The 17,878-nt window shown below is 66.9% G+C and carries 16 protein-coding genes and 1 pseudogene; 9 read left to right on the top strand and 8 right to left on the bottom strand.

Features of this window, described 5'->3' with window-relative positions; translation table 11 throughout:
- Positions 1-133: 133 nt before the first annotated feature.
- The gene (locus VT85_RS16490) at positions 134-631 is read left to right on the top strand and encodes a RidA family protein (protein ID WP_197490805.1); all 498 of its coding nucleotides are present in this window, start codon (positions 134-136) and stop codon (positions 629-631) included.
- A gap of 27 nt (positions 632-658) precedes the next feature.
- Here the strand turns inward: VT85_RS16490 and VT85_RS16485 are convergent, their stop codons facing one another.
- The 3 genes from VT85_RS16485 to VT85_RS16475 all read right to left on the bottom strand — a co-directional run bounded on the left by VT85_RS16485 (position 659) and on the right by VT85_RS16475 (position 4,180).
- The gene (locus VT85_RS16485) at positions 659-1,114 is read right to left on the bottom strand and encodes a c-type cytochrome (protein WP_068417588.1); all 456 of its coding nucleotides are present in this window, start codon (positions 1,112-1,114) and stop codon (positions 659-661) included.
- Between the two features lie 171 nt (positions 1,115-1,285).
- Positions 1,286-2,566 carry an MFS transporter gene (locus VT85_RS16480; RefSeq protein WP_068417585.1) on the bottom strand — a complete coding sequence of 427 codons (1,281 nt, stop codon included), beginning with the start codon at positions 2,564-2,566 and terminating at the stop codon, positions 1,286-1,288.
- Positions 2,567-2,686: 120 nt separating this feature from the next.
- A complete protein-coding gene (locus VT85_RS16475) occupies positions 2,687-4,180 on the bottom strand; it encodes a DUF4832 domain-containing protein (protein ID WP_068417582.1) in 1,494 nt (497 codons plus the stop codon).
- A gap of 240 nt (positions 4,181-4,420) precedes the next feature.
- Between VT85_RS16475 and VT85_RS16470 the strand changes: the two are divergent.
- The 3 genes and pseudogenes from VT85_RS16470 to VT85_RS16460 all read left to right on the top strand — a co-directional run.
- Positions 4,421-5,743, top strand: a pseudogene (locus VT85_RS16470) (MFS transporter); the annotation flags it as partial.
- Positions 5,718-6,557, top strand: a complete 840-nt coding sequence (locus VT85_RS16465) for a Cof-type HAD-IIB family hydrolase (protein ID WP_068417579.1) — start codon at positions 5,718-5,720, stop codon at positions 6,555-6,557. The pseudogene VT85_RS16470 and the gene VT85_RS16465, both read left to right, overlap by 26 nt.
- A 103-nt stretch (positions 6,558-6,660) precedes the next feature.
- Positions 6,661-8,022 carry an amidohydrolase family protein gene (locus VT85_RS16460; RefSeq protein WP_068417576.1) on the top strand — a complete coding sequence of 454 codons (1,362 nt, stop codon included), beginning with the start codon at positions 6,661-6,663 and terminating at the stop codon, positions 8,020-8,022.
- A gap of 9 nt (positions 8,023-8,031) precedes the next feature.
- Here the strand turns inward: VT85_RS16460 and VT85_RS16455 are convergent, their stop codons facing one another.
- Positions 8,032-8,946, bottom strand: coding sequence for a dihydrodipicolinate synthase family protein (locus VT85_RS16455; RefSeq protein WP_068417571.1), 915 nt, complete (start codon positions 8,944-8,946; stop codon positions 8,032-8,034).
- Positions 8,947-9,153: 207 nt separating this feature from the next.
- Here VT85_RS16455 and VT85_RS16450 point away from each other — a divergent pair, with 207 nt between their 5' ends.
- From VT85_RS16450 to VT85_RS16440, 3 genes are read left to right on the top strand one after another with little or no spacing between them, the layout of a single operon-like run.
- The gene (locus tag VT85_RS16450; protein WP_068417569.1) at positions 9,154-10,740 is read left to right on the top strand and encodes an extracellular solute-binding protein; all 1,587 of its coding nucleotides are present in this window, start codon (positions 9,154-9,156) and stop codon (positions 10,738-10,740) included.
- A gap of 45 nt (positions 10,741-10,785) precedes the next feature.
- Positions 10,786-11,364 (top strand): hypothetical protein, encoded by a 579-nt coding sequence (locus VT85_RS16445; protein WP_068417562.1) that lies wholly within the window; start codon positions 10,786-10,788, stop codon positions 11,362-11,364.
- Positions 11,365-11,422: 58 nt separating this feature from the next.
- The gene (locus VT85_RS16440) at positions 11,423-12,991 is read left to right on the top strand and encodes an alpha/beta hydrolase-fold protein (RefSeq protein WP_068417559.1); all 1,569 of its coding nucleotides are present in this window, start codon (positions 11,423-11,425) and stop codon (positions 12,989-12,991) included.
- A gap of 6 nt (positions 12,992-12,997) precedes the next feature.
- On the opposite strand, the gene VT85_RS16435 is transcribed toward VT85_RS16440, so the two are convergent.
- Positions 12,998-13,432 (bottom strand): VanZ family protein, encoded by a 435-nt coding sequence (locus tag VT85_RS16435; protein ID WP_068417554.1) that lies wholly within the window; start codon positions 13,430-13,432, stop codon positions 12,998-13,000.
- A gap of 153 nt (positions 13,433-13,585) precedes the next feature.
- Between VT85_RS16435 and VT85_RS16430 the strand changes: the two genes are divergently transcribed.
- Together VT85_RS16430 and VT85_RS16425 are read left to right on the top strand one after the other, a co-directional pair.
- Positions 13,586-14,461, top strand: a complete 876-nt coding sequence (locus VT85_RS16430; RefSeq protein WP_068417550.1) for a hypothetical protein — start codon at positions 13,586-13,588, stop codon at positions 14,459-14,461.
- Positions 14,462-14,483: 22 nt separating this feature from the next.
- A complete protein-coding gene (locus VT85_RS16425) occupies positions 14,484-15,677 on the top strand; it encodes an FG-GAP repeat domain-containing protein (RefSeq protein ID WP_068417547.1) in 1,194 nt (397 codons plus the stop codon).
- A gap of 81 nt (positions 15,678-15,758) precedes the next feature.
- Here VT85_RS16425 and VT85_RS16420 read toward each other — a convergent pair whose 3' ends face one another.
- From VT85_RS16420 to VT85_RS16410, 3 genes are read right to left on the bottom strand one after another with little or no spacing between them, the layout of a single operon-like run.
- On the bottom strand, positions 15,759-16,874 hold the full coding sequence (locus VT85_RS16420) for a chemotaxis response regulator protein-glutamate methylesterase (RefSeq protein ID WP_082858648.1): 1,116 nt from the start codon (positions 16,872-16,874) through the stop codon (positions 15,759-15,761).
- A 48-nt stretch (positions 16,875-16,922) separates the two neighbouring features.
- The gene (locus VT85_RS16415) at positions 16,923-17,291 is read right to left on the bottom strand and encodes a response regulator (RefSeq protein ID WP_068417539.1); all 369 of its coding nucleotides are present in this window, start codon (positions 17,289-17,291) and stop codon (positions 16,923-16,925) included.
- 54 nt (positions 17,292-17,345) lie between these two features.
- Positions 17,346-17,858, bottom strand: a complete 513-nt coding sequence (locus VT85_RS16410; protein WP_197490804.1) for a chemotaxis protein CheD — start codon at positions 17,856-17,858, stop codon at positions 17,346-17,348.
- Positions 17,859-17,878: the final 20 nt, after the last annotated feature.

Raw genomic sequence — 17,878 nt, 5'->3', positions numbered from 1 at the left:
CCGCTCGCGATTCGCCGCCCGGTTATCCGCCGTCCTTCCATTCTCAGGTCACGAAGGGCGGCCGTCCAGTCCCGGCAGGATCGCAGGCCTCAGCCCTTGTTCACGATGTGGGCGCGCTCTACGCTGACCGAGAGTGGATCGCCGCAAGATCCCTGAACCGATCAAACGAGAGCCAGGCGGAGAATCGCAAACCATGACCTCGAAAGTGAAGATCACGACGACCCAGCAGAACGGCCGGATTCACGCCTCCAGCGGCTCGTCCTGGGAGGGTGTCATCGGTTACTCGCGAGCGGTCCGCGTGAGGGATCAAATTCACGTCACAGGCACGGTCGGGGTGGAGGCGGACGGCAAATACTCGCCTTCGCTCGCGGCGCAGGCCCGGCGTGCGTTCGCGATCATCGCCTCGGCGCTGGAGGCGCTCGGCGGCAAGCCCGCGGACGTGGTCCAGACGCGAATCTACCTGACCGACATCTCCAAATGGAAAGAGGTCGGCGAAGTGCACGGTGAATTGTTCGGCGAGATCCGCCCGGCCCTGACCATGGTCCAGGTCGCCGCCCTCATCGACGCCGACGCACAGGTGGAGATCGAAGTCCAGGCCGTGATCCAGACTGAGGATCCCCGCGTCGCTTGATGGCCGAAGGTCGGCCGGGCCCAGGACTCAGCGCGGCCCGGCGGCCGGACCCGGATCCGCCTCGCGCAGCGACTCCGGCACCGGAAGGGCCGAGAGGAAGTAGCAGTACGCGGCGACGCACCGAATCTGGTCGTCGTCGAGGAGGGCCCCCCAGGGGGCCATTCGAGTCCCGCTGACGCCGACCCGGATCACACGAAGGACGTCCTCGGGCTTGTCGCCGTGCTTCCACTTGCCGTCGGTCAGGTCGCCAACCTGCTCGCCGCCGAAACTTGCCGCCATCGGCCCGTTCCCCTTGCCCGCCGCCCCGTGACAGGGGACGCATCGGGACATGAAGACCGAGCGTCCTTCAAGCAGCACCGGGTCGTCGAGCACCGCCTGCGGCGGGGACTCGACGGGCGGCGCGAAGCTGAAGTAGCCGACGGCAGCGGAAGCGATCAACATCGCCAGGCCGATCAAGATCCACTTGCCCGCGGAGAAATCCATCGGGACGGCATCGGGGCGAGGGTTTTCCGGATTTGACAAGGTGAGAGCCAACGACCAAGCCAACGTGTAGGAACGCGATCGATGTCGCACGACAGACGGGATCCACCTTAATCGGTCGCCGCCTCGCGCGGCAACCTGGACCGAACGACCAGCCCCGTACAACCCGACCACTCATTCCTTTTGCTGGGCATTCGCGGTGAGTTCCGGTTTGGGCCGGATCGCCAGGACGACCGCCACCGAGACCAGCGCGATCAGGGCGAACACCCCGAAGATGACCGACAGCGGCATATGCCGGTCGCGGAGCGCCCCGAACCCCCAGTCGGCGAATCCCCCGCAACTGATACTGACGAGGTTCATCACGCCGTAGCCCGTCGCGCGGCGGTCGGGAGGGACGATCTGCGAGAGGATCGGCATGTTGTTGCAGTCGAAGAACCCCCACCCGATCCCATAGAGGATCAGGAAGGCGACCGCCAGTCCCAGGTGCTCCGAGAGCCCCACCCCGAAGAGCGCCGGAAGGAACAGGATCATCCCGACCGCGCTGACGAAGATCCGACCGCGATCGCTCCGCCGCATACCCATGTCAGCCATCCAGCCGCCGAAGACGACGCCGACCAGCGAGGCGATCTGGACCGGCAGCACGGCGTAAACTCCCGCGTTGCCCTGCGTCAGACCGAACCGCTCCTTCAAGATGTCCGGCATCCAGTCTTTCACGACCCAGCCGGCCATCGCGGGGAGCGTGAAATAGATGACCAGGAGCAGAAAGTCGCGATTCCGCGCAAGTTCGCCTAGGGCCGACCCCATGGAAGCCCCCCGATGCTCGCGTTCGCTCTCACGGACCGGGGGATCGCGCAAGACCAGCAGCAGCGGGATCGCGTAGACCACGCCGACCAGGCCGCACGCCTGAAAGGCGAACCGCCACCCCAGGTCCGGGGCGTCGGCGACGTGACCGGCGAACCCTCCCAGGATCAGGCCCGCGTAAATGCCGGTCTGGTGGATGCCCACCGCTCGAGACCTCGTGCTGCCTCGATGGAAGTCGGTGATCAGGGCAAGCGCCGCGGGGATGTAGAACGCCTCGCTGATCCCCATCAAGGCGCGGGTGGCGACCAACCCGTCGTAGGTGGTCACGTAGCCGGTCACCCATGTCACCGCCGACCAGACGAACAGGCTCGACACGATCACGAGCCGACGGCTGTACCGGTCGGCGATGTAACCCCCGATCGGGCTCAACACCGCGTAAACCCACTTGAACGAGCCAAGCATGAACCCCCAGTTCTCGCGACTGGCGATGTCGGGGATGTCGGCCATCATCGACGTCTTCATAGCGGCGAGCATCTGCCGGTCGAGATAGTTCAGCAGGGCCACCGGCGCGAGCATCGCCACCGTCATCCAGGCGATGCGGGGGAGTGAAGGAGACGTATCGGGGAAGTCGGGATCGGATGACGGGGCGGACATGGCTTCACCTGGAGAGGACGGTCGGACTCGGCCGGACGGATCGGCAGCCTCGCAAGGCCGCGCATTATCACGCGGCCTCGCGAGCGATTCCACCCCCCCGCATCATTCATGAGATACGGTTCAGGATTCGTCAGGGGCCGTGAACGAGATGCGCCCGATTCGGTAGCGGCGGAAACCATCCTCGTCCGGCAGAGGCAGGGCGAAGACCGGGGAACCGTCTCTGCGGCCGACGGAGACGAAGACCTCGTACGTCCCGGGTTGGGTCGGGACCGTGAAGACGCCCAGCGGGTCTCGATGCGGCATCGCCACCACTAACTCGGAACGGACCTCGCGAACAGGCGTGGCATCGGCTGGACCGACCTCGAGCGCACGGAAGTCGAACGCGTCGTCGACGTTCACCGAGACGATCCCGCCCTTCTCGTCCTTGAAGGTCAGCGCCACGAACCCGCCGGGATAGCAGGGTGCGACGCCCGCATTCGCCCAGGCCGTCTCGACGACGAACGGAAAGCCGAGGGGCGTCTCACGCGGCCATGACGCCGATCGAAGCTGCAGGCGATAGCCGAGGCGACGGTTGATCTGGTCGATGACCGCCCGATTCTCCTCCAGTTCGATGCGCGGCCACCAGTGGATCGACATGTAGCTCGCATGATAATCCTCGACCGATTTGAGCAGCAGCGAGCCGTCCCCCCAGGCCCCTCGGATCTGTGAACTGCCGTAGTGCTCGTGCTCCAGAATGACGGGGAGCTTGGGCCAGAAGGCCTGGGCCATCTCGGAGTGGTACCAGGAATTCGGAGGCGGCTGGACCATGATGCTGTCGTCGCGAAGGGTCACGCCTCGCGAGAGGGCGTAATCCGTGGCCGGCTGATGCGCGCCAGGCCGTTGCGGGCCGGCGACGTCGTCGCTGATCGCCAGGAGCGTGCGCTTGAAGTGCTTCACATGCAGATCGACGTGCGCCTTGACGACGGCCAGCGTCTGGGCGTCGTCGAGTTGGGCGCCGAATCCGGTGTGGCCCTCACCCCACATCCCGAACGAACCGACGTCGAGAAACGCCACGTCCGGGTTGCCGTCGTATCGCTTCGCCAGGGCGGCGAGGAAGGCGTCGAGCTTCTCCAGGAAGACTGGATCGAGATAGTCCGGCTCCCAGAGCGGACCGTCCTTGGATGGCCCCTCGCCGAAGGTGAAATTCACCCCCTTCGCCCCGGCCTTTTGCACCCAACGCGGCGTTGCGTCCCGCATCCAACTCTCGGTCGAGGTGACCCGGATCGCGATCTTCTTTCCCTTCGCCCCGAACCGCCGGGCGGGGGTATCGAACAACGACCAGTTGAATCGCCCTTCCTCGGGCTCCAGAAACGCCCAGGGGACTCGCAAGTAGATCGTCGAAAGACCCGGGAAATCGTCGAGGGTATCCGAGGCATCGAGCTTCGAACCGTAATTTGCGATGATGTTCGAGTAGAAGTGGAGCGTCCAACCCATATCGGGATTCACCAGGGCGCGGCCGTCGTCGACGGGCGTCACGACGATGCGCTCCGGTTCCTCGTCGAACGCCGAGGTGCGGCAGGGGTCCATCGCGGCGACCAGGAACGCAAGAATCGCGAACGTCGTAAATCGGTTCACGGGAGGCTCCTTGTAGGCGGGACGTGCGGTCGGCCGAATAGACTCGTCGTCATCATCTGGCGGGCGCACGCGAGGGGAGGCCCTCATCATACCACCGCCAGAGCGCGGGTCGACGTGGTCGATTCTGGAGGATGAAGCGTTGATTTGGGACCGCCGGCGATCAAAAAGATATGGTGAAGATCGCCCGGGTCGGCTTGTGCGGGTGGACCTCCTCCGTAGAATCTAGTTGTCTGGCGATTACCAAACCGAACGCCACGCCTCGCCGCCCCCCCCTCACAACCACTCAACCACTCCATGGATGTTACGCCAGCCCGAACGCGGCTGAGGATCTCTCCCACCTTCCTCGCACCGCCGAATCGCGACGCACGGCTCGCGGTCTTCGCCTTCTTCGCCCTCGACGGCATCGGTTTCGGGTCATGGGCGACCTACCTGCCGACCTACAAGGAGCGACTCGGACTGAGCGACGGCCAGCTTGGAATCGCCTTGTTCGCGCTAGTGGTGGGAAGCTTGGCCTCGATGCCGGCGACAGGTCGAGCGTTGGCTTATAGGAGCAGCCGCACGGTCGTCCTGGCCGGCTCGACGGCGTTTTGTTGCACCATCCCTTTGGTGGCCCTGGCGGCGGCGACGCTGGAGAGCATGCCGCTTTTCACACTGGCCGCGCTACTGTTCGGAGCGACGAAGGGGGTGATCGACGTTTCGGCGAACGCCCACGCGATCGCGGTCGAGCGAGAGGGGGGCGTGCCGCTCCTGTCGACCTGCCACGGCGGATGGAGTCTCGGCGTACTGGGCGGTGCGACGCTCGTCGCGATCGGCCTCAAAGCCGGAACACCTCCTCCGATCGTGACGCTTCTCATCGCGGCCGGGTTGCTCGGCCTGGTCGCAACGGCGTCGAGATCGCTGCCGAAGGTCGAACCGCCGGACGTCGCCGCCGGTCCGCCCTCCTCGATGCGCCCCCGAGGGCGGCTAGTCCCGCTCGCGATGCTGGCTTTCCTGGCCCTCTTCTGCGAAGGGGCCATGGGGGACTGGGCGACCATCTTCCTTGTCGACGAGGTCCACGCAACCGGATCAGCGGCGGCCATGGGATTCGCGGCTTATTCGCTGGTGATGATGTGCGGCCGGTTCGCGGGAGACCGGCTGGTCGCCCGTTTCGGCCCGGTCTCTCTCCTCGCCCTGAGCGGGTTGAGCGTGGCGTTCGGCCTGGGATTCACCCTTTTACTACGGAGGTACTCGGCGGCCGTCGCGGGTTTCGCGCTCGTCGGCCTGGGCGTCTCCAACATGGTGCCGCTCCTGTTCCGCTCCGCCGGCCGTGGCCCCGACTCCGGCGCGGCCATCGCCTCGGTCTCGACCGTCGGCTATCTCGGCTTCCTGATCGGCCCGCCGCTCATCGGCGCACTCAGCCAGGCGGCAGGGCTCTCGTTCGCACTCTCCATCGTGGTCGTGTTCGGCCTGACGATCGCCGCGAGTTCGCGGTTCGTCGACCAACGTCCGAGATCGAAATCGTCCGATTCAAACCAACTCTCGAATGAAAGACCGGTTCATGTCCAGCCTGAATCAAACTCCTGAATTCTCCCTCGCCGCCATCGACATCGATGAAACCCTCATTGGTCCTGACAAGAAGATCAGCCCCCAGAACCGAACCGCCATCGCGCGTCTGCAATCGCTCGGCTGCCGCGTCGTGTTGGCCTCGGGGCGTCGGCATGCAAACATGCTTCCTTACTACGCGGAGCTCGGGCTGGATGACTTCGTCGTTTCCTCCCAGGGAGCCCGCGTCCAACACGCGACGACGGGCGACATCGTCCACCGGGCCGAGATCGCCCCGGAGGCTGCGTCGCGGCTCGTCGCTGAAGGACTGAAACGCGGCTTCACCGTGCTTCTCTGGCTCGAGGACCGGGTTTTCGCGCAGGAGCGGACCCAATGGATCGGCGCTTATGAACGGCTCTGCGACGACCCGGTGGCGATCACCGATTTGACCGCCCTCAGCCTTCGAACGGCCGAGAAGGTCGTCTGGATCGACGAGCCAGGCGTCGTCGCAAGCACCGCCAAGGAGATTCGCGGACGTCACGAAGATCAACTCCTGGTGACGATCACCGAGCCTTGGTCGCTGGAGTTCAGCGCCCGCGAAGCGAACAAGCGAGACGGCGTCGCGGCCCTCGCGCGCCGCCTGGGAATCCGCCGCGATGCCGTCCTGGCTTTCGGAGACGGCAACAACGACGTCGAGCTTCTCGCCTGGGCTGGGATGGGCGTGGCCATGCCCCACGGGCGACCGTCCGCACACGCCGCGGCCCGCCTGATCGCCCCCGAGGGAAATCGGGAATCGGCGCTTGCTCGGGGGGTCGAGGAAGTCCTCCGCCGGGCCGAAGAGGCGAAGGTCGCGTGATGGACCCGGCTCCGTCGTGACCGTTAGATTGGAACGGTCACATACGAAGGTCGATCAAAAGGATCGACCGGATCGCGATACGACGGCCTCGGGAGTCGAATCCATGCCTGCTGCTCCTCTCCACATCCTCGCCCTCGTCGCGGCGCTCGGACTGCTCGGCCCGACTTGTGCTCTAGCCGCCGACCCCGGGATCGAGGTCCTCACCCACGTCCGTCTGATCGATGGCGGCGGCGGTCCCCCGATTGAAGACGCGGTGGTGGTCGTCGCCGACGGCCGGATCGTGGCGGCCGGTCCCGGTGGAACCGCGATCCCGGCCGACGCAAAGATCCGCGATTTGCGAGGGAAAACCGTGACGCCCGGGTTCGTCTCGAACCACAGCCACGTCGGCCAGGTCCGAGGCTTGACCAACGGCGCGGCGAACTACAATCGCGAGAACATCGAGGCCGAGCTGCGGCGATACCGAAACTACGGCGTGACGACCGTGACCGCGCTCGGAAATAATGGTCCGCTGTTCGAGGCGATCCGGGCCGAAGCCCACGCGGGGAAGCTCGACGGCGCCGACCTGTTCGGCGTCGATCGGGCGATCGGCGTCCCCGACGGAGCGCCGCCACAGGCGATGACCAAGCTCGGCCCTGATCAGATTTTCCGGCCGAAGAACGCCCAGGAGGCTCGCGCGGCGGTCGACGCGATGGCGGATCGGAAGACCGATCTGGTGAAGATCTGGCTGGACGATTTCGGCGGCGGGGTCCCCGCGAAAATGAGCCCCGAGGTCTATCACGCCGTCATCGAACAGGCCCATTCCCGGGGAATTCGGGTCGCGGCCCACATCCACGATCTGGCCGACGCCAGGACGATCGTCGCCGCCGGGGCCGACATCCTCGCCCACGGCGTCCGCGACCAACCCGTCGATGGCGAACTCGTCGAGGCGCTCAAGGCCCGAGGCGTCTGGTACGTCGCCACGCTCGCTCTCGATGACGCCAGCTTCGCCTGGGCTGATCGGGCCGGCTGGACTCAGACCCCGTTCGCGAGAGACGCCCTCTCGCCCGAACTGACGCATCAGATCGACGATCCGGCCTGGTGCGAGAAGCTCCTCGCGGACCCGAAGCTTGAGGCCTCAAGATCGTCCCTGGCGATGAATCTCCGCAACCTCAAAACGCTCTTCGACGCCGGCGCCCAGATCGGTTTCGGCACCGACAGTGGCGCGACGCCGCTCCGCGTCGGGGGGCTCGCTGAGCACCGCGAGCTCTGGCTCATGGTCGAAGCCGGCCTCACGCCGCTTCAGGCTTTATCCATCGCCACCACCCGCGCGGCCGAAGCCCTCGGCCTTCGCGACCGAGGCCGCATCGCGCCAGGTCTCCGCGCCGACCTCCTCATCTTCGACGCCGATCCCTCGCGAGATATCGAGAATACCCGGACTCTCCGCGAGACCTGGATTCAGGGCCGCGCCTACCCTCGCGAGAACTGACCGCTTGAGTCATCCCCGGATCGATTCGAAGAAGTCGAGCCGATCCAGCCCCGCCTTCAACTCCGCCGCCTGCTCGGGTATCAGCCGCATCGTCGGGAGCCGTGGCGGCCCGACATCGACGCCGAGCAATCCCATGACGGCCTTCGCGGACGCCATGTAACCGAAGCTCGACAGGAGCTTGATCAGCCGGACCGCCCGGAGTTGCTCCAACCGGGCCGTCTTCAGATCGCCCGATTGATAGGCCGCGATCACGCGATGATAAAGCGGAGCGGCGAAATTGTAGCTGCTCCCCACCGCTCCCTCGGCCCCCAGGGCGAGCGCCGCCAGGAGGGCCTCATCCACTCCCCAAAGCACGTCGAATCGGCCGTCGCCGGCGGCAAGACACTCCTGGAATGCCATCAGGTCGATGTTCGTGAATTTGAGGCCCGCCAGCGTCGGCGCCTTCGCGGGGGCGCGTTCGAGGAATTCCGGCATCGAGAGCTGCACGCCGGTCATCGACGGGATGTCGTAGAAATAGAAGGGGAGGGCGGGGGCCGCCCCGGCGATCTCGGCGCAGCAGGCGATAAGGGCGTCGACGTCCCTGGGTTTGAAGTAGCTGGGGGCCAGGGCGGCGATGGCCGTCGCACCCGTCGTCTCGGCGTGCGCGGCCAGCGCCCGGGAGTCGGAGATGCTGTTCGACCCGACGTGCACGACCACCCGGAGGGCCGAGCCGCGTGCGACCGCCCCCCAACGCTCGGCCAGAAGCCTCCGTTCCTCGGTCGTCAACGAACTGCTCTCGCCCGTCGTCCCCCCGATGAAGACCGCGCCGACGCCGTCACGAACCAGATGTTCCGCCTGCGCCTCGACGGCCGGAAGGTTCAGGTTGCCTTGATCATCGAACGGAGTGTGGGTCGCGGCGACGAGGCCGCGCAGCCTGATCGGCATCGTAATCGATCCTCTCGATGTCGTGTCCCCGGCGGACGTCCGCCGAGGGAAGCGTTCGCAAGCCTCATTCTAATCAGATCGCGACCGAGGAGCGTGGGGCGGGTTTGACCGGCGGTGCGAAGGGCCAGTAGGATGAGTCTTCCCGCAGTCCGCCGAGCCCGGGCGAGTCGATCGCCGCCGGCGGCGCGGCCTTGCTGGAGAAGCCGGATGCGGTGGTCGGTCGCCTCGAACCACGATCGCCCGGGGGGATTCCCTCGCGCCTTCGCTCTTTCCTGCCTGCTGGGCTCTCTGGTCGGCTGCTCTGGCCCCGCGGTCGATGAGCCCAAGCCGCCACCGAGCTTCCCGGGCGTCAAGCTGACCATCGGCGCCCTCGGCGATCCGGCGATCCTGACCGGTGTCGCGGCGCAGCGGGGAGAATGGACGGCTTCCCGTAAAGGCGAAATCGTCGTCGCCAGCGACGCGGCTCGTACGGTCGAGGACGCCGGCGACCTTGACGTGCTGATCTTCCCAGGCCAGGATCTCGGCGCCCTGATGGACCGAGAACTGCTGGAAGAAATTCCCAACGCCGTGGTCCTCCCACAGCCCCCCGGCGACGGCCAGACCGACCGCGCGAGCAAGCCGGTCGATCCGGACGGGGACGAGAGCGAGGGCGACTTCCGTTACATGGACATCGCCCCAGTCTACCGGGAGCAGGCGAGCAAGTATGGGACCCAGCGGGTCGCGCTGCCGATCGGCGGCTCGACGCTGGTTCTGGTCACTCGTCGCGACGCGTTCACCGCGGAGACCAACCTCAAGGCCGCCCAGGAGCAAGGGCTGACCCTGGAGGCGCCCGCGACCTGGACCCAACTCGACGGTCTCGCCCGCTTCTTCCAGGGGCGGGACTGGGACGGCGACGGTTCTCCCGATTTCGGCCTGGTCGCCGCTCTTGGGAACGACGCCGAGGGCGTCGCCGACGCGACTTTCCTCGCCCGCGCCGCCAGCCTCGGCCAGCATCGCGACCACTACTCGTTCCTCTTCGACGCCGATGATCTGGCTCCCCGCCTGGAAACGCCGCCGTTCGTGGAGGCCCTGAAGTCCATCGCGAGCTGGAAGGCGTTCGGCCCTCCGGGAGTCGAAACGTTCGACGTTGTCGCCGCACGGGCCGCGTTCCGCGAGGGCAAGACCGCCATGCTGATCGACCGGGCCGAGAAGGCGGGTGAATGGTCGCAGGGCCATCCGATCGCCGTGGCGCCTCTACCGGGGTCCGAGCGCGTCTACGAGCCCTCGCGCAGGGCCTGGGAGGAGGGGGGATCGGTCAATCGGCCCACTTACCTGCCTTACGGCGGCGGCTGGCTCGTCGGCGTGCGTCGCGGGCTGGAACCATCCGAACGAGACGCGGCCTTCAACCTGGCCCTGTACCTCGCGGAAGCCGGGGTCGCCAACCGCATCCTGTCCGAGCGGGCGTTCCCCATGCTCCCCGTCCGCGCGAGCCAGATGGGCCGAGGCCTTCCCGACCCGTCCGCAGCACCCGACGTCGATCCGAGGAGTTGGTCGGGCGCCGTTTCCCGAAGCCTCATGGCAGAGCGTGTGCTGCCGGGGCTTCGCATCCCCGACGCGGCCGGATACCTCGCCGACCTGTCCGAAGGCCGCGCCTCGGCCATGTCCGGGGAGGCCCCCGAGGAGGCCCTTCGCGACATCGCCGCCGCCTGGAAGTCGCGGACGACGACGCTCGGCCCCGCGCGGCAACTCTGGCACTATCGCCGGAGCCTCAATACCCTGGCGACCCTCCCGGAACCTCCCCCGCGCGGCAAGTGAATCGGGCGGACCTCCTCGACGACCAGGCCTTGAGAATCGTCTGCTATGAGCGAACTCGACGCTGATCCGTCCGACGCCTCGCTCGCGACCGCCGACGAGGGTTCGGTGTTCGTCTTCGACGTCCCGGCGTTCGCCCGACGAGGCCTGGAGGTGGAATCATTGATCCACGGTCTCGACGAGCGCTGCCGGCGGCATCGCCGGGCGATCCTGGAGATGGTCCAGATGCGTCTCCGGCAGTGGGCGAAAGGTGCGACCGGTGCCGAAGACTGGCGAGGCGTGTTCCGGGCGTCGATCGAACCTCTTTGGCCTCTCGTCGAAGCCCCGATCCCTCGTTGGGCCGAGTTCCCGGCGTCGCCCCGTCGGCGCCGGGCGATCGCGCGCGACCTCGTCGCGAGCGTCGAGCGGTTCAACGTCCGCTGGACCGACTTCGTCGCGAGGCTCGACCTGCCCCTGATCAACCGAGCGATCCACGATTACAATCGCTTCTACGTGATCGAGAAGGAATGCGTGCTGGGCTCGGCCCGATTGGCCGCGGCGCATTTCCGACCGCTCGACCCGGTGAGCCAGGATACGATCCTGGCCGCCCATCCGCCGCTCCCGGTCCCCGAACCGCTCGTTCCTTGACTGCGGCGGTTCGTCAGACATCGTCCCCACGTCCCCCATACCAGAGCGAGTTTGGCCCATGAGTGATTTCCCGATCGGACGTACGCCCGGGCTCGGCTTTCAAGCGTCGTTCGCCCTCTGGATCGCCGTGGTCGGCTCGACTGCGTCGTCCGCCCAGGACGTCTCCGCGACGAAGGACCGGCCGGACGTTGCACCGGTGGCAGCCGCCCCCGGCGCGGTCTTCGAGGTCGCCTACCCGGAGCAGGTGGCGGACGGTCGGCCGATCACGGCTCGCGTCTATGTGATGCTCGCCGCACCCGGAACCCCCGGCGAGCCTCGGCTCGGCCCCAACTGGTTCCGGCCCCAACCTTTCTTCGCTCGGGACGTTCGCGACTGGAAGCCCGGCGAGTCGATCCGAATCGACGCCCGCGCCCACGGCTTCCCCGACTCCCTCGACAAGCTCGCGCCCGGCGCCTATCGTGCACAGGCCGTCGTGAGGCTGAACCTTGATACGGCCAGAATCGGCTCGGGCGAGGGGAATCTCCACGGCCCGATCGTGGAGTTCACTTCGCCGACGAGCAACGAAGGGCCGATCAAGCTGGTCGTCGATCAGATCGTCGCGCCGCGAGAGTTCAAGGAGACCGACCGGATCAAGTACGCCGAGCTGCCCAGCCCGTTGCTTTCGGCGTTCCTCGGACGGCCGATCAAGCATCGGGCCGCGGTGATCCTTCCGAAGCGGCCCACCGGCGGCAAGTCGCCCGCCGTCTACATCATCACGGGCTTCGGCGGCGACCACCACTCGGCCCCCCGGTACGTCGATTTCCCCGGCATGCACTTCGCCGACGACATGACCCGAATCGTCCTCGACGCCGATTGCGGCACCGGCCACCACGTCTTCGCCGACAGCGCGAACAACGGCCCTCGCGGCCAGGCCTTGATCGAGGAGTTCATCCCCTACCTGGAAGCGACCCACGGCCTGATTCCCGACCCTCGCGCCCGGCTGCTCAACGGCCATTCGTCGGGTGGCTGGAGCAGCCTGTGGCTCCAGACGGCTTACCCGGACTTCTTCGGCGGGACCTGGTCGACGAGCCCCGACCCGGTCGACTTCCACGACTTCCAGAGGATCGACCTGTACGCCGCCGGTGAGAACGTGTTCCGCGACCGACAGGGGGAGCGCCGCCCGATCGCCCGCATGGGGACCAAACCCGTCCTGTTCTATGAAGACTTCTCGCGGATGGAGGATGTGATGGGCTTCGGCGGCCAGCTCGGCTCGTTCGAGGCGGTCTTCAGCTCTAAAGGCGCGGACGGCTCACCTATCAAGCTCTGGGACCGCAAGACCGGCGCGATCGACCCAGCGACGGCCAGGGCGTGGGAGAACTACGACATTCGCCTGGTTCTGGAGCGGAACTGGCCGACCATCGGCCCGAAGCTCGCGGGGAAGATCCACGTGATCACCGGCTCCCTCGACACGTTCTACCTCGAAGGGGCGGTCGAGAAGCTCAAGTCGTCGCTGGAGAAGCTCGGGAGCGACGCGGATGTCGAGATCCTGCCCGACAAGGATCACAGCAACATCCTCGACCGCGCGCTGGCCGATCGAATCGACCGCGGGATGCAGGCGGCCGTCGCCCCCGCGCTCGAGGCGCGTTGAAACCCGTCACACCCGCTCGCCGCTGCATCGTCGGAGCGCGAGCCGTCGCAGGCTGTCGGCCGCGAGGAATCCCAGTAGCGTTCCGAATGTGTTGAGGATCACGTCGTCGACGTCGGTGAATCGTCGTCCCGACTGAAACTGGATCACCTCGATCGCCGTGCTCAGGGCGAGTCCCGCGAGCGCGGCGTGCCGCCAGCGAAACCGCCCACTCCCCAGCGCGACGAACGCCACGCCCAGCGGGGCGAACACGGCGATGTTGCCGACGATGTTGAGCCACAAACCTCGCCCGCCCCGCGGAATGTCCCTGCCGATGCTCTGGAACGGGGTCAGGCTCAGCCGCTCGGCGACCGGCCGATACTGGGGATGCTTGAACGCCAGGGTCACCGCCAGCAGCACGAACAGGTAGGCCACCAGCGCGGCGATGCTCAGCGATCGGATCACGGAGGCGTTCCTTCGGGACGGTGGAGGTGTTTCGATCGTCGATCGAAGTTCGTAGGATGGAGACCATGGTGCCGGACGACCGCGCGGATCGCAATCGGACCTCACGTCCGAAGTCCGCCCGGCGTGGCGAATCGGTGGCCGGAGGGGTCCGACATGCCTGCGCTCGATCGTGAGGAATTCATCGAGCAGGCCTACTTTTTCCGCGCCTTCCGCGAACGGCTAGCCGACGGCGTCCCCTCGCAGGAGATTCTCGATCGCGTCGGCGAGGAGTTGCTCTCGACCACCAAGCTGCCGATGGCGGTCGGCTTCCTCGCCACCGAGAGCAAGGTCTCGGGCCTGATGGCACCGGCCATGCGCCATCTCGGCCATTACTTCACCGAGTTCCAGGCCCACGTCGTCAGCCAGGCCGAGGCCGACTTGAGCCGGTTTCCGATGGAGCAGGCGCTCCTCATCCTGGAACGAGAGGTCGAGTACAAGGCCAAGGGGACGTCGCTCCCAGGCCTGTTCATCTTCCAGTTCGAGTCACTGTCCAGAAACCGGCTGGGCTACACCAGGGGACTCGCCGCGATGGCCGAAGACCCCCTGTACGACGAGGACTGGCGAGACTATATCCGCACCCTCCAGGCCCGGCTCGGCGACGTCGACTTCGCCGACCTGATCTTCGTCCGCTCGTCCTACTTCGTCAACGAACGCCGGAAGCTGAATCCCGACTTCAGCCCCAAGTATCCCCCCCTCTTCGGTGAAAAAGAGGGCAAAATCGCGAGGGCGAACCGCGGCCGCGACCCACTCTACCTCTTCTCAGCCCTCCAGCGCCAGCTCGGTTACCCCGAAGTGCCCCGACCGCGAAGGCCGGACGGCCTGGAAGACCGCCTCATCCAGCTCGAACAGCGGATCGCGCAGCTCGAAAGCCGGTTGAAGTCCGTGGAGAGCGATGGCAATCAGGCGATCGACGTCGGCCAGGTCATGGTCAATCCCGAGGACACGGCCGGCGTCCCCACCGGTTGGGCTGCGAAGCGGCTCGGCTCCTGATCGTCGGAAAGGACGAACCAGAGTGAAAACTACCTGGAAATCGCTGGCGTTTCTCGCCCTGACCAGCCTGGGCCGAGTCGTCGCCGCCCCCCCCGACGAGCCGGCCGCGCGATTCGCCGTCGACCGCGTCGTCCTCGACGCCGACTTCCCGGGCGCCTATCAGGTGGAAGTCGCCGACGTCGATGGAGACGGCCGACCCGACGTGATCGCCCTGGGCGGCGACGTCTGCGCCTGGTACCGCAATCCGTCCTGGGAGAAGCGGGTGATCACGTCTCGGGACGAAGCCCCAGGAGTCATCAGCAGCGCCGCGGCGGACCTCGACGGCGACGGTAAGGCCGAGGTCGCCATCGCCTATGACTTCGAGATGAACCGCCCGAAACGGGGCAAGCTCCTGCTGGCGAAGCCCGGCGTCGGCATCGATGCCCCCTGGAAGCTCCTGCCGATCGACGAGGTCGGCAGCATCCACCGACTACGCTGGGGCGACCTCGACGGTGACGGCAAGCTCGATCTGATCGTGGCCCCGATCTTCGGTCCCGAGGCCGCGCCGCCTGCATACGGCGACCCGGCCAAGCTCTTCGCCTACGTCGCAGTGGACGTCCACGACGCCTCGCGCTGGTCGAAACGACCGCTGACGAACCGGCGGGTCACCCACGCGATCGAGTACCACGCTTCGTTTGCGGACGTCTCTCATCCGGTCGTCCTCGCGGCCGATAACGAGGGCGTCACGCTAATCGGCCCTCCAGGCAAGCCCGCCGCGACGGAACTGGTTCCGGGCGCCCCGGGGGAGTCTCCCCGACGCGGCGCCAGCGAGATCCATCGCGGGCGGATCCGAAATGGTCGCGACTTCCTCGCGACAATCGAACCCTGGCACGGCACCGATGTCGTCGTGTGGCCCCGAAAATCGGCGGATGGTCTTGATTTTGGTCCCCGGACCGTCCTCGACGACACCCTCGCCGACGGCCACGCCCTCTGGGTCGCCGACCTGGACGGCGACGGTCAGGACGAGATCCTCGCCGGACATCGCGGCAAGGACCACGGCGTCCGCCTTTACGACCTCGACGCCGAGACGGACGCCTGGCGCCGCACGATCGTCGACACCGACATCGCAGCTCAGGACCTCCGCGGCGGCGACCTCGACGGCGACGGCCGTCCCGACGTCGTCGCCGTCGGCGGGGCCACGCACAACGTCGTCCTGTATCGCTTTCGTCCTCAGTGAGTGACGATGAGTCTGGTCCTCCGATCGCGGGTGGCCCGACCGCCGGGCGTTCGCTGCGATTCAGGCTGGGGCGGACCTGGATCAAAGTCCTCCACTCTCGCGACCGACACTTCTCGGGGTCGCGAGTTCCTGAAGGATTTCCGGCAGGTCGTCGAGAGAGAACTGGTGCTTGACGGCACCCTCAAGAAACGCGGCCTTGTTCATCCCGTAGACGACGGAGGTAGCCTCGTCCTGGCCCAGGGTCAGGCCGCCGGCTTCAAGGATGGCCCGGCAACCGTCGACTCCGTCACGGCCCATACCGGTCATGATCACGCCGAGGGCCCCTCCCTCATAGACCCTGGCCACCGACTGGAAGAGAACGTCGACCGATGGCCTGTGGCCGCTCACGGAAGGAGCGTCAGGCGAGGAAAGGGACGCGCGAACTCGAGTAGATCGGCCGGTCAGGGTCAGATGGCGGCCTCCGGGGGCGATTAGGACCCGGTTCGGCATGACGAGGTCCCCATCGGCCGCCTCCTTGACTTCCAGCTCCGACGTCCTGTCGAGCCGTTGGGCGAAGACCCCGGTGAACTGCGCGGGCATGTGCTGGACGATCACGATCGGGGGCGACGGCGGCCGGAGGAGCGGGATGATTCGGGCGAGCGCCTGGGGCCCTCCAGTGGAGATCCCGATGGCCACGCAGGCGACATTGTCGGCCGGGGCGGGGAATCGCGGGCGAGGAGGCGATTCGGCGCTCGCCCTCGACGTGAGCTTTCGAGGGCGGAAGACGCGACCGTGGGCGGCGTCGACGATTTTGGTGACGAGAAGGTCGCCCTCCGCCCTCAGTTCGGCCAACTGGTTTCGGGTCGGCTTGGAGTGAAAGTCGACCGCGCCGAGTTCCAGGGCTTTGAGGGTGACGTCGGCCCCCTCCTGCGTCAGGGCGCTCACCATCACCACGGGAACTTCGCGGACGGCCAGGATCGCGGGAAGCGCGTCGAGGCCGGAGACTTCGGGCATCTCGACGTCGAGCGTGACGACGTCGGGCTTGAGCTTCGCCACCTGGGCGACCGCCTCGCGACCGTTACGCGCGACGCCGACGACCTCGATCAGGCCCGACGATCCGAGGACGTCCGTGAGGAGTCGACGCATTAACGCCGAGTCGTCGACGACCAGCGCGCGAACGCGGCGGGCGGCGGGGTCGGGGAGAGGCACTTCAGGCATGACGGATGCGGTCCTCGCTGCCGATCGAATGAAGAGGGCAGGTGCAGATCAAGGCGCGGAACCGGCGAATTTCCGAAGCAGGCCCGTCACCCGGTCGCGGTCGAAGGGCTTCACGACGAAGTCGATCGCCCCGAGTCGGATCGCGTCCAGGACGGACTGCTTCTGGTCGACGGCCGTGATCACCACGACCTTCGCTTCGGGGTCCAGTTCGCGGATCGATCGAAGGGCGTCCAGCCCTCCCATGATCGGCATCACCAGATCCATCGTCACCAGGTCGGGCCGAAGTTCAAGGTATAGAGACACCGCCTCGGCGCCGTCGGCCGCCTCGCCGACGACTTCCCAGCCGGCGTCGCGAGCGACGCCGCCGATCAGCCGTCGCATAAACATTGCGTCATCGACCACCAGGAGCCGCTTCATGAACGATCTCCAGAACTTCGGGAGAGACTCTCCCCCAAGTCTAGCATCAGGAACCTAGATCTCGCGCTCGACGCCCCCCGGCGTCCGGACCTGGACCCGTCCGGTGGCCGGGTCGAAGATGAGATTCCGGCCCCCGTCGCCGCCCAGGTCGCGGGCGAGGATCGGGATTCGCAGGGTGGCGAGGATCGCCTCCACGGCCTCCTGATTCATCCGGCCGATATTCCGGGTCGGCGCGGCTGCCGCCCCCGGCGGACCGACCTGGAACATGCTCGCTCCCCCGGCGAGCTTCGCGACCAGCCTCCCGGCCGCCTTCCCCCGCATCAACTTCTCGAGTTCGGCGATCAGGGCCGGAATCGCCGTGTCCGCATACTTTCCCGGCTGATCGACGACTCCTCGGGAATCGGGAAGGACGATGTGGGCCAACCCGCCCAGCTTCGCCGATCGGTCGTGGAGGACGACCCCCACGCACGAGCCCAGCAGCGTGCGCAGCCGCGACGGCGCCGCGGCGACTCCCCAGCGGCCGATCGCCACCGAGACCATACTGTTTGCGTCCGATTCCTGGGCCACGTGCACCGGCCTCCGATCGG

It is taken from the genome of Planctomyces sp. SH-PL62 (genome assembly GCF_001610895.1).
Classification (GTDB): domain Bacteria; phylum Planctomycetota; class Planctomycetia; order Isosphaerales; family Isosphaeraceae; genus Paludisphaera.
This window is presented reverse-complemented; position numbering and strand designations above follow the sequence as displayed.

What these genes read in the sequence shown, in the direction of transcription:
- VT85_RS16485 (WP_068417588.1), bottom strand. Translation starts at nt 1,114, where the DNA reads ATGGATTTCTCCGCGGGCAAGTGGATCTTGATCGGCCTGGCGATGTTG.
- VT85_RS16480 (WP_068417585.1), bottom strand. Translation starts at nt 2,566, where the DNA reads ATGTCCGCCCCGTCATCCGATCCCGACTTCCCCGATACGTCTCCTTCA.
- VT85_RS16465 (WP_068417579.1), top strand. Translation starts at nt 5,718, where the DNA reads ATGTCCAGCCTGAATCAAACTCCTGAATTCTCCCTCGCCGCCATCGAC.
- VT85_RS16460 (WP_068417576.1), top strand. Translation starts at nt 6,661, where the DNA reads ATGCCTGCTGCTCCTCTCCACATCCTCGCCCTCGTCGCGGCGCTCGGA.
- VT85_RS16455 (WP_068417571.1), bottom strand. Translation starts at nt 8,946, where the DNA reads ATGCCGATCAGGCTGCGCGGCCTCGTCGCCGCGACCCACACTCCGTTC.
- VT85_RS16450 (WP_068417569.1), top strand. Translation starts at nt 9,154, where the DNA reads ATGCGGTGGTCGGTCGCCTCGAACCACGATCGCCCGGGGGGATTCCCT.
- VT85_RS16445 (WP_068417562.1), top strand. Translation starts at nt 10,786, where the DNA reads ATGAGCGAACTCGACGCTGATCCGTCCGACGCCTCGCTCGCGACCGCC.
- VT85_RS16440 (WP_068417559.1), top strand. Translation starts at nt 11,423, where the DNA reads ATGAGTGATTTCCCGATCGGACGTACGCCCGGGCTCGGCTTTCAAGCG.
- VT85_RS16430 (WP_068417550.1), top strand. Translation starts at nt 13,586, where the DNA reads ATGCCTGCGCTCGATCGTGAGGAATTCATCGAGCAGGCCTACTTTTTC.
- VT85_RS16420 (WP_082858648.1), bottom strand. Translation starts at nt 16,874, where the DNA reads ATGCCTGAAGTGCCTCTCCCCGACCCCGCCGCCCGCCGCGTTCGCGCG.
- VT85_RS16415 (WP_068417539.1), bottom strand. Translation starts at nt 17,291, where the DNA reads ATGAAGCGGCTCCTGGTGGTCGATGACGCAATGTTTATGCGACGGCTG.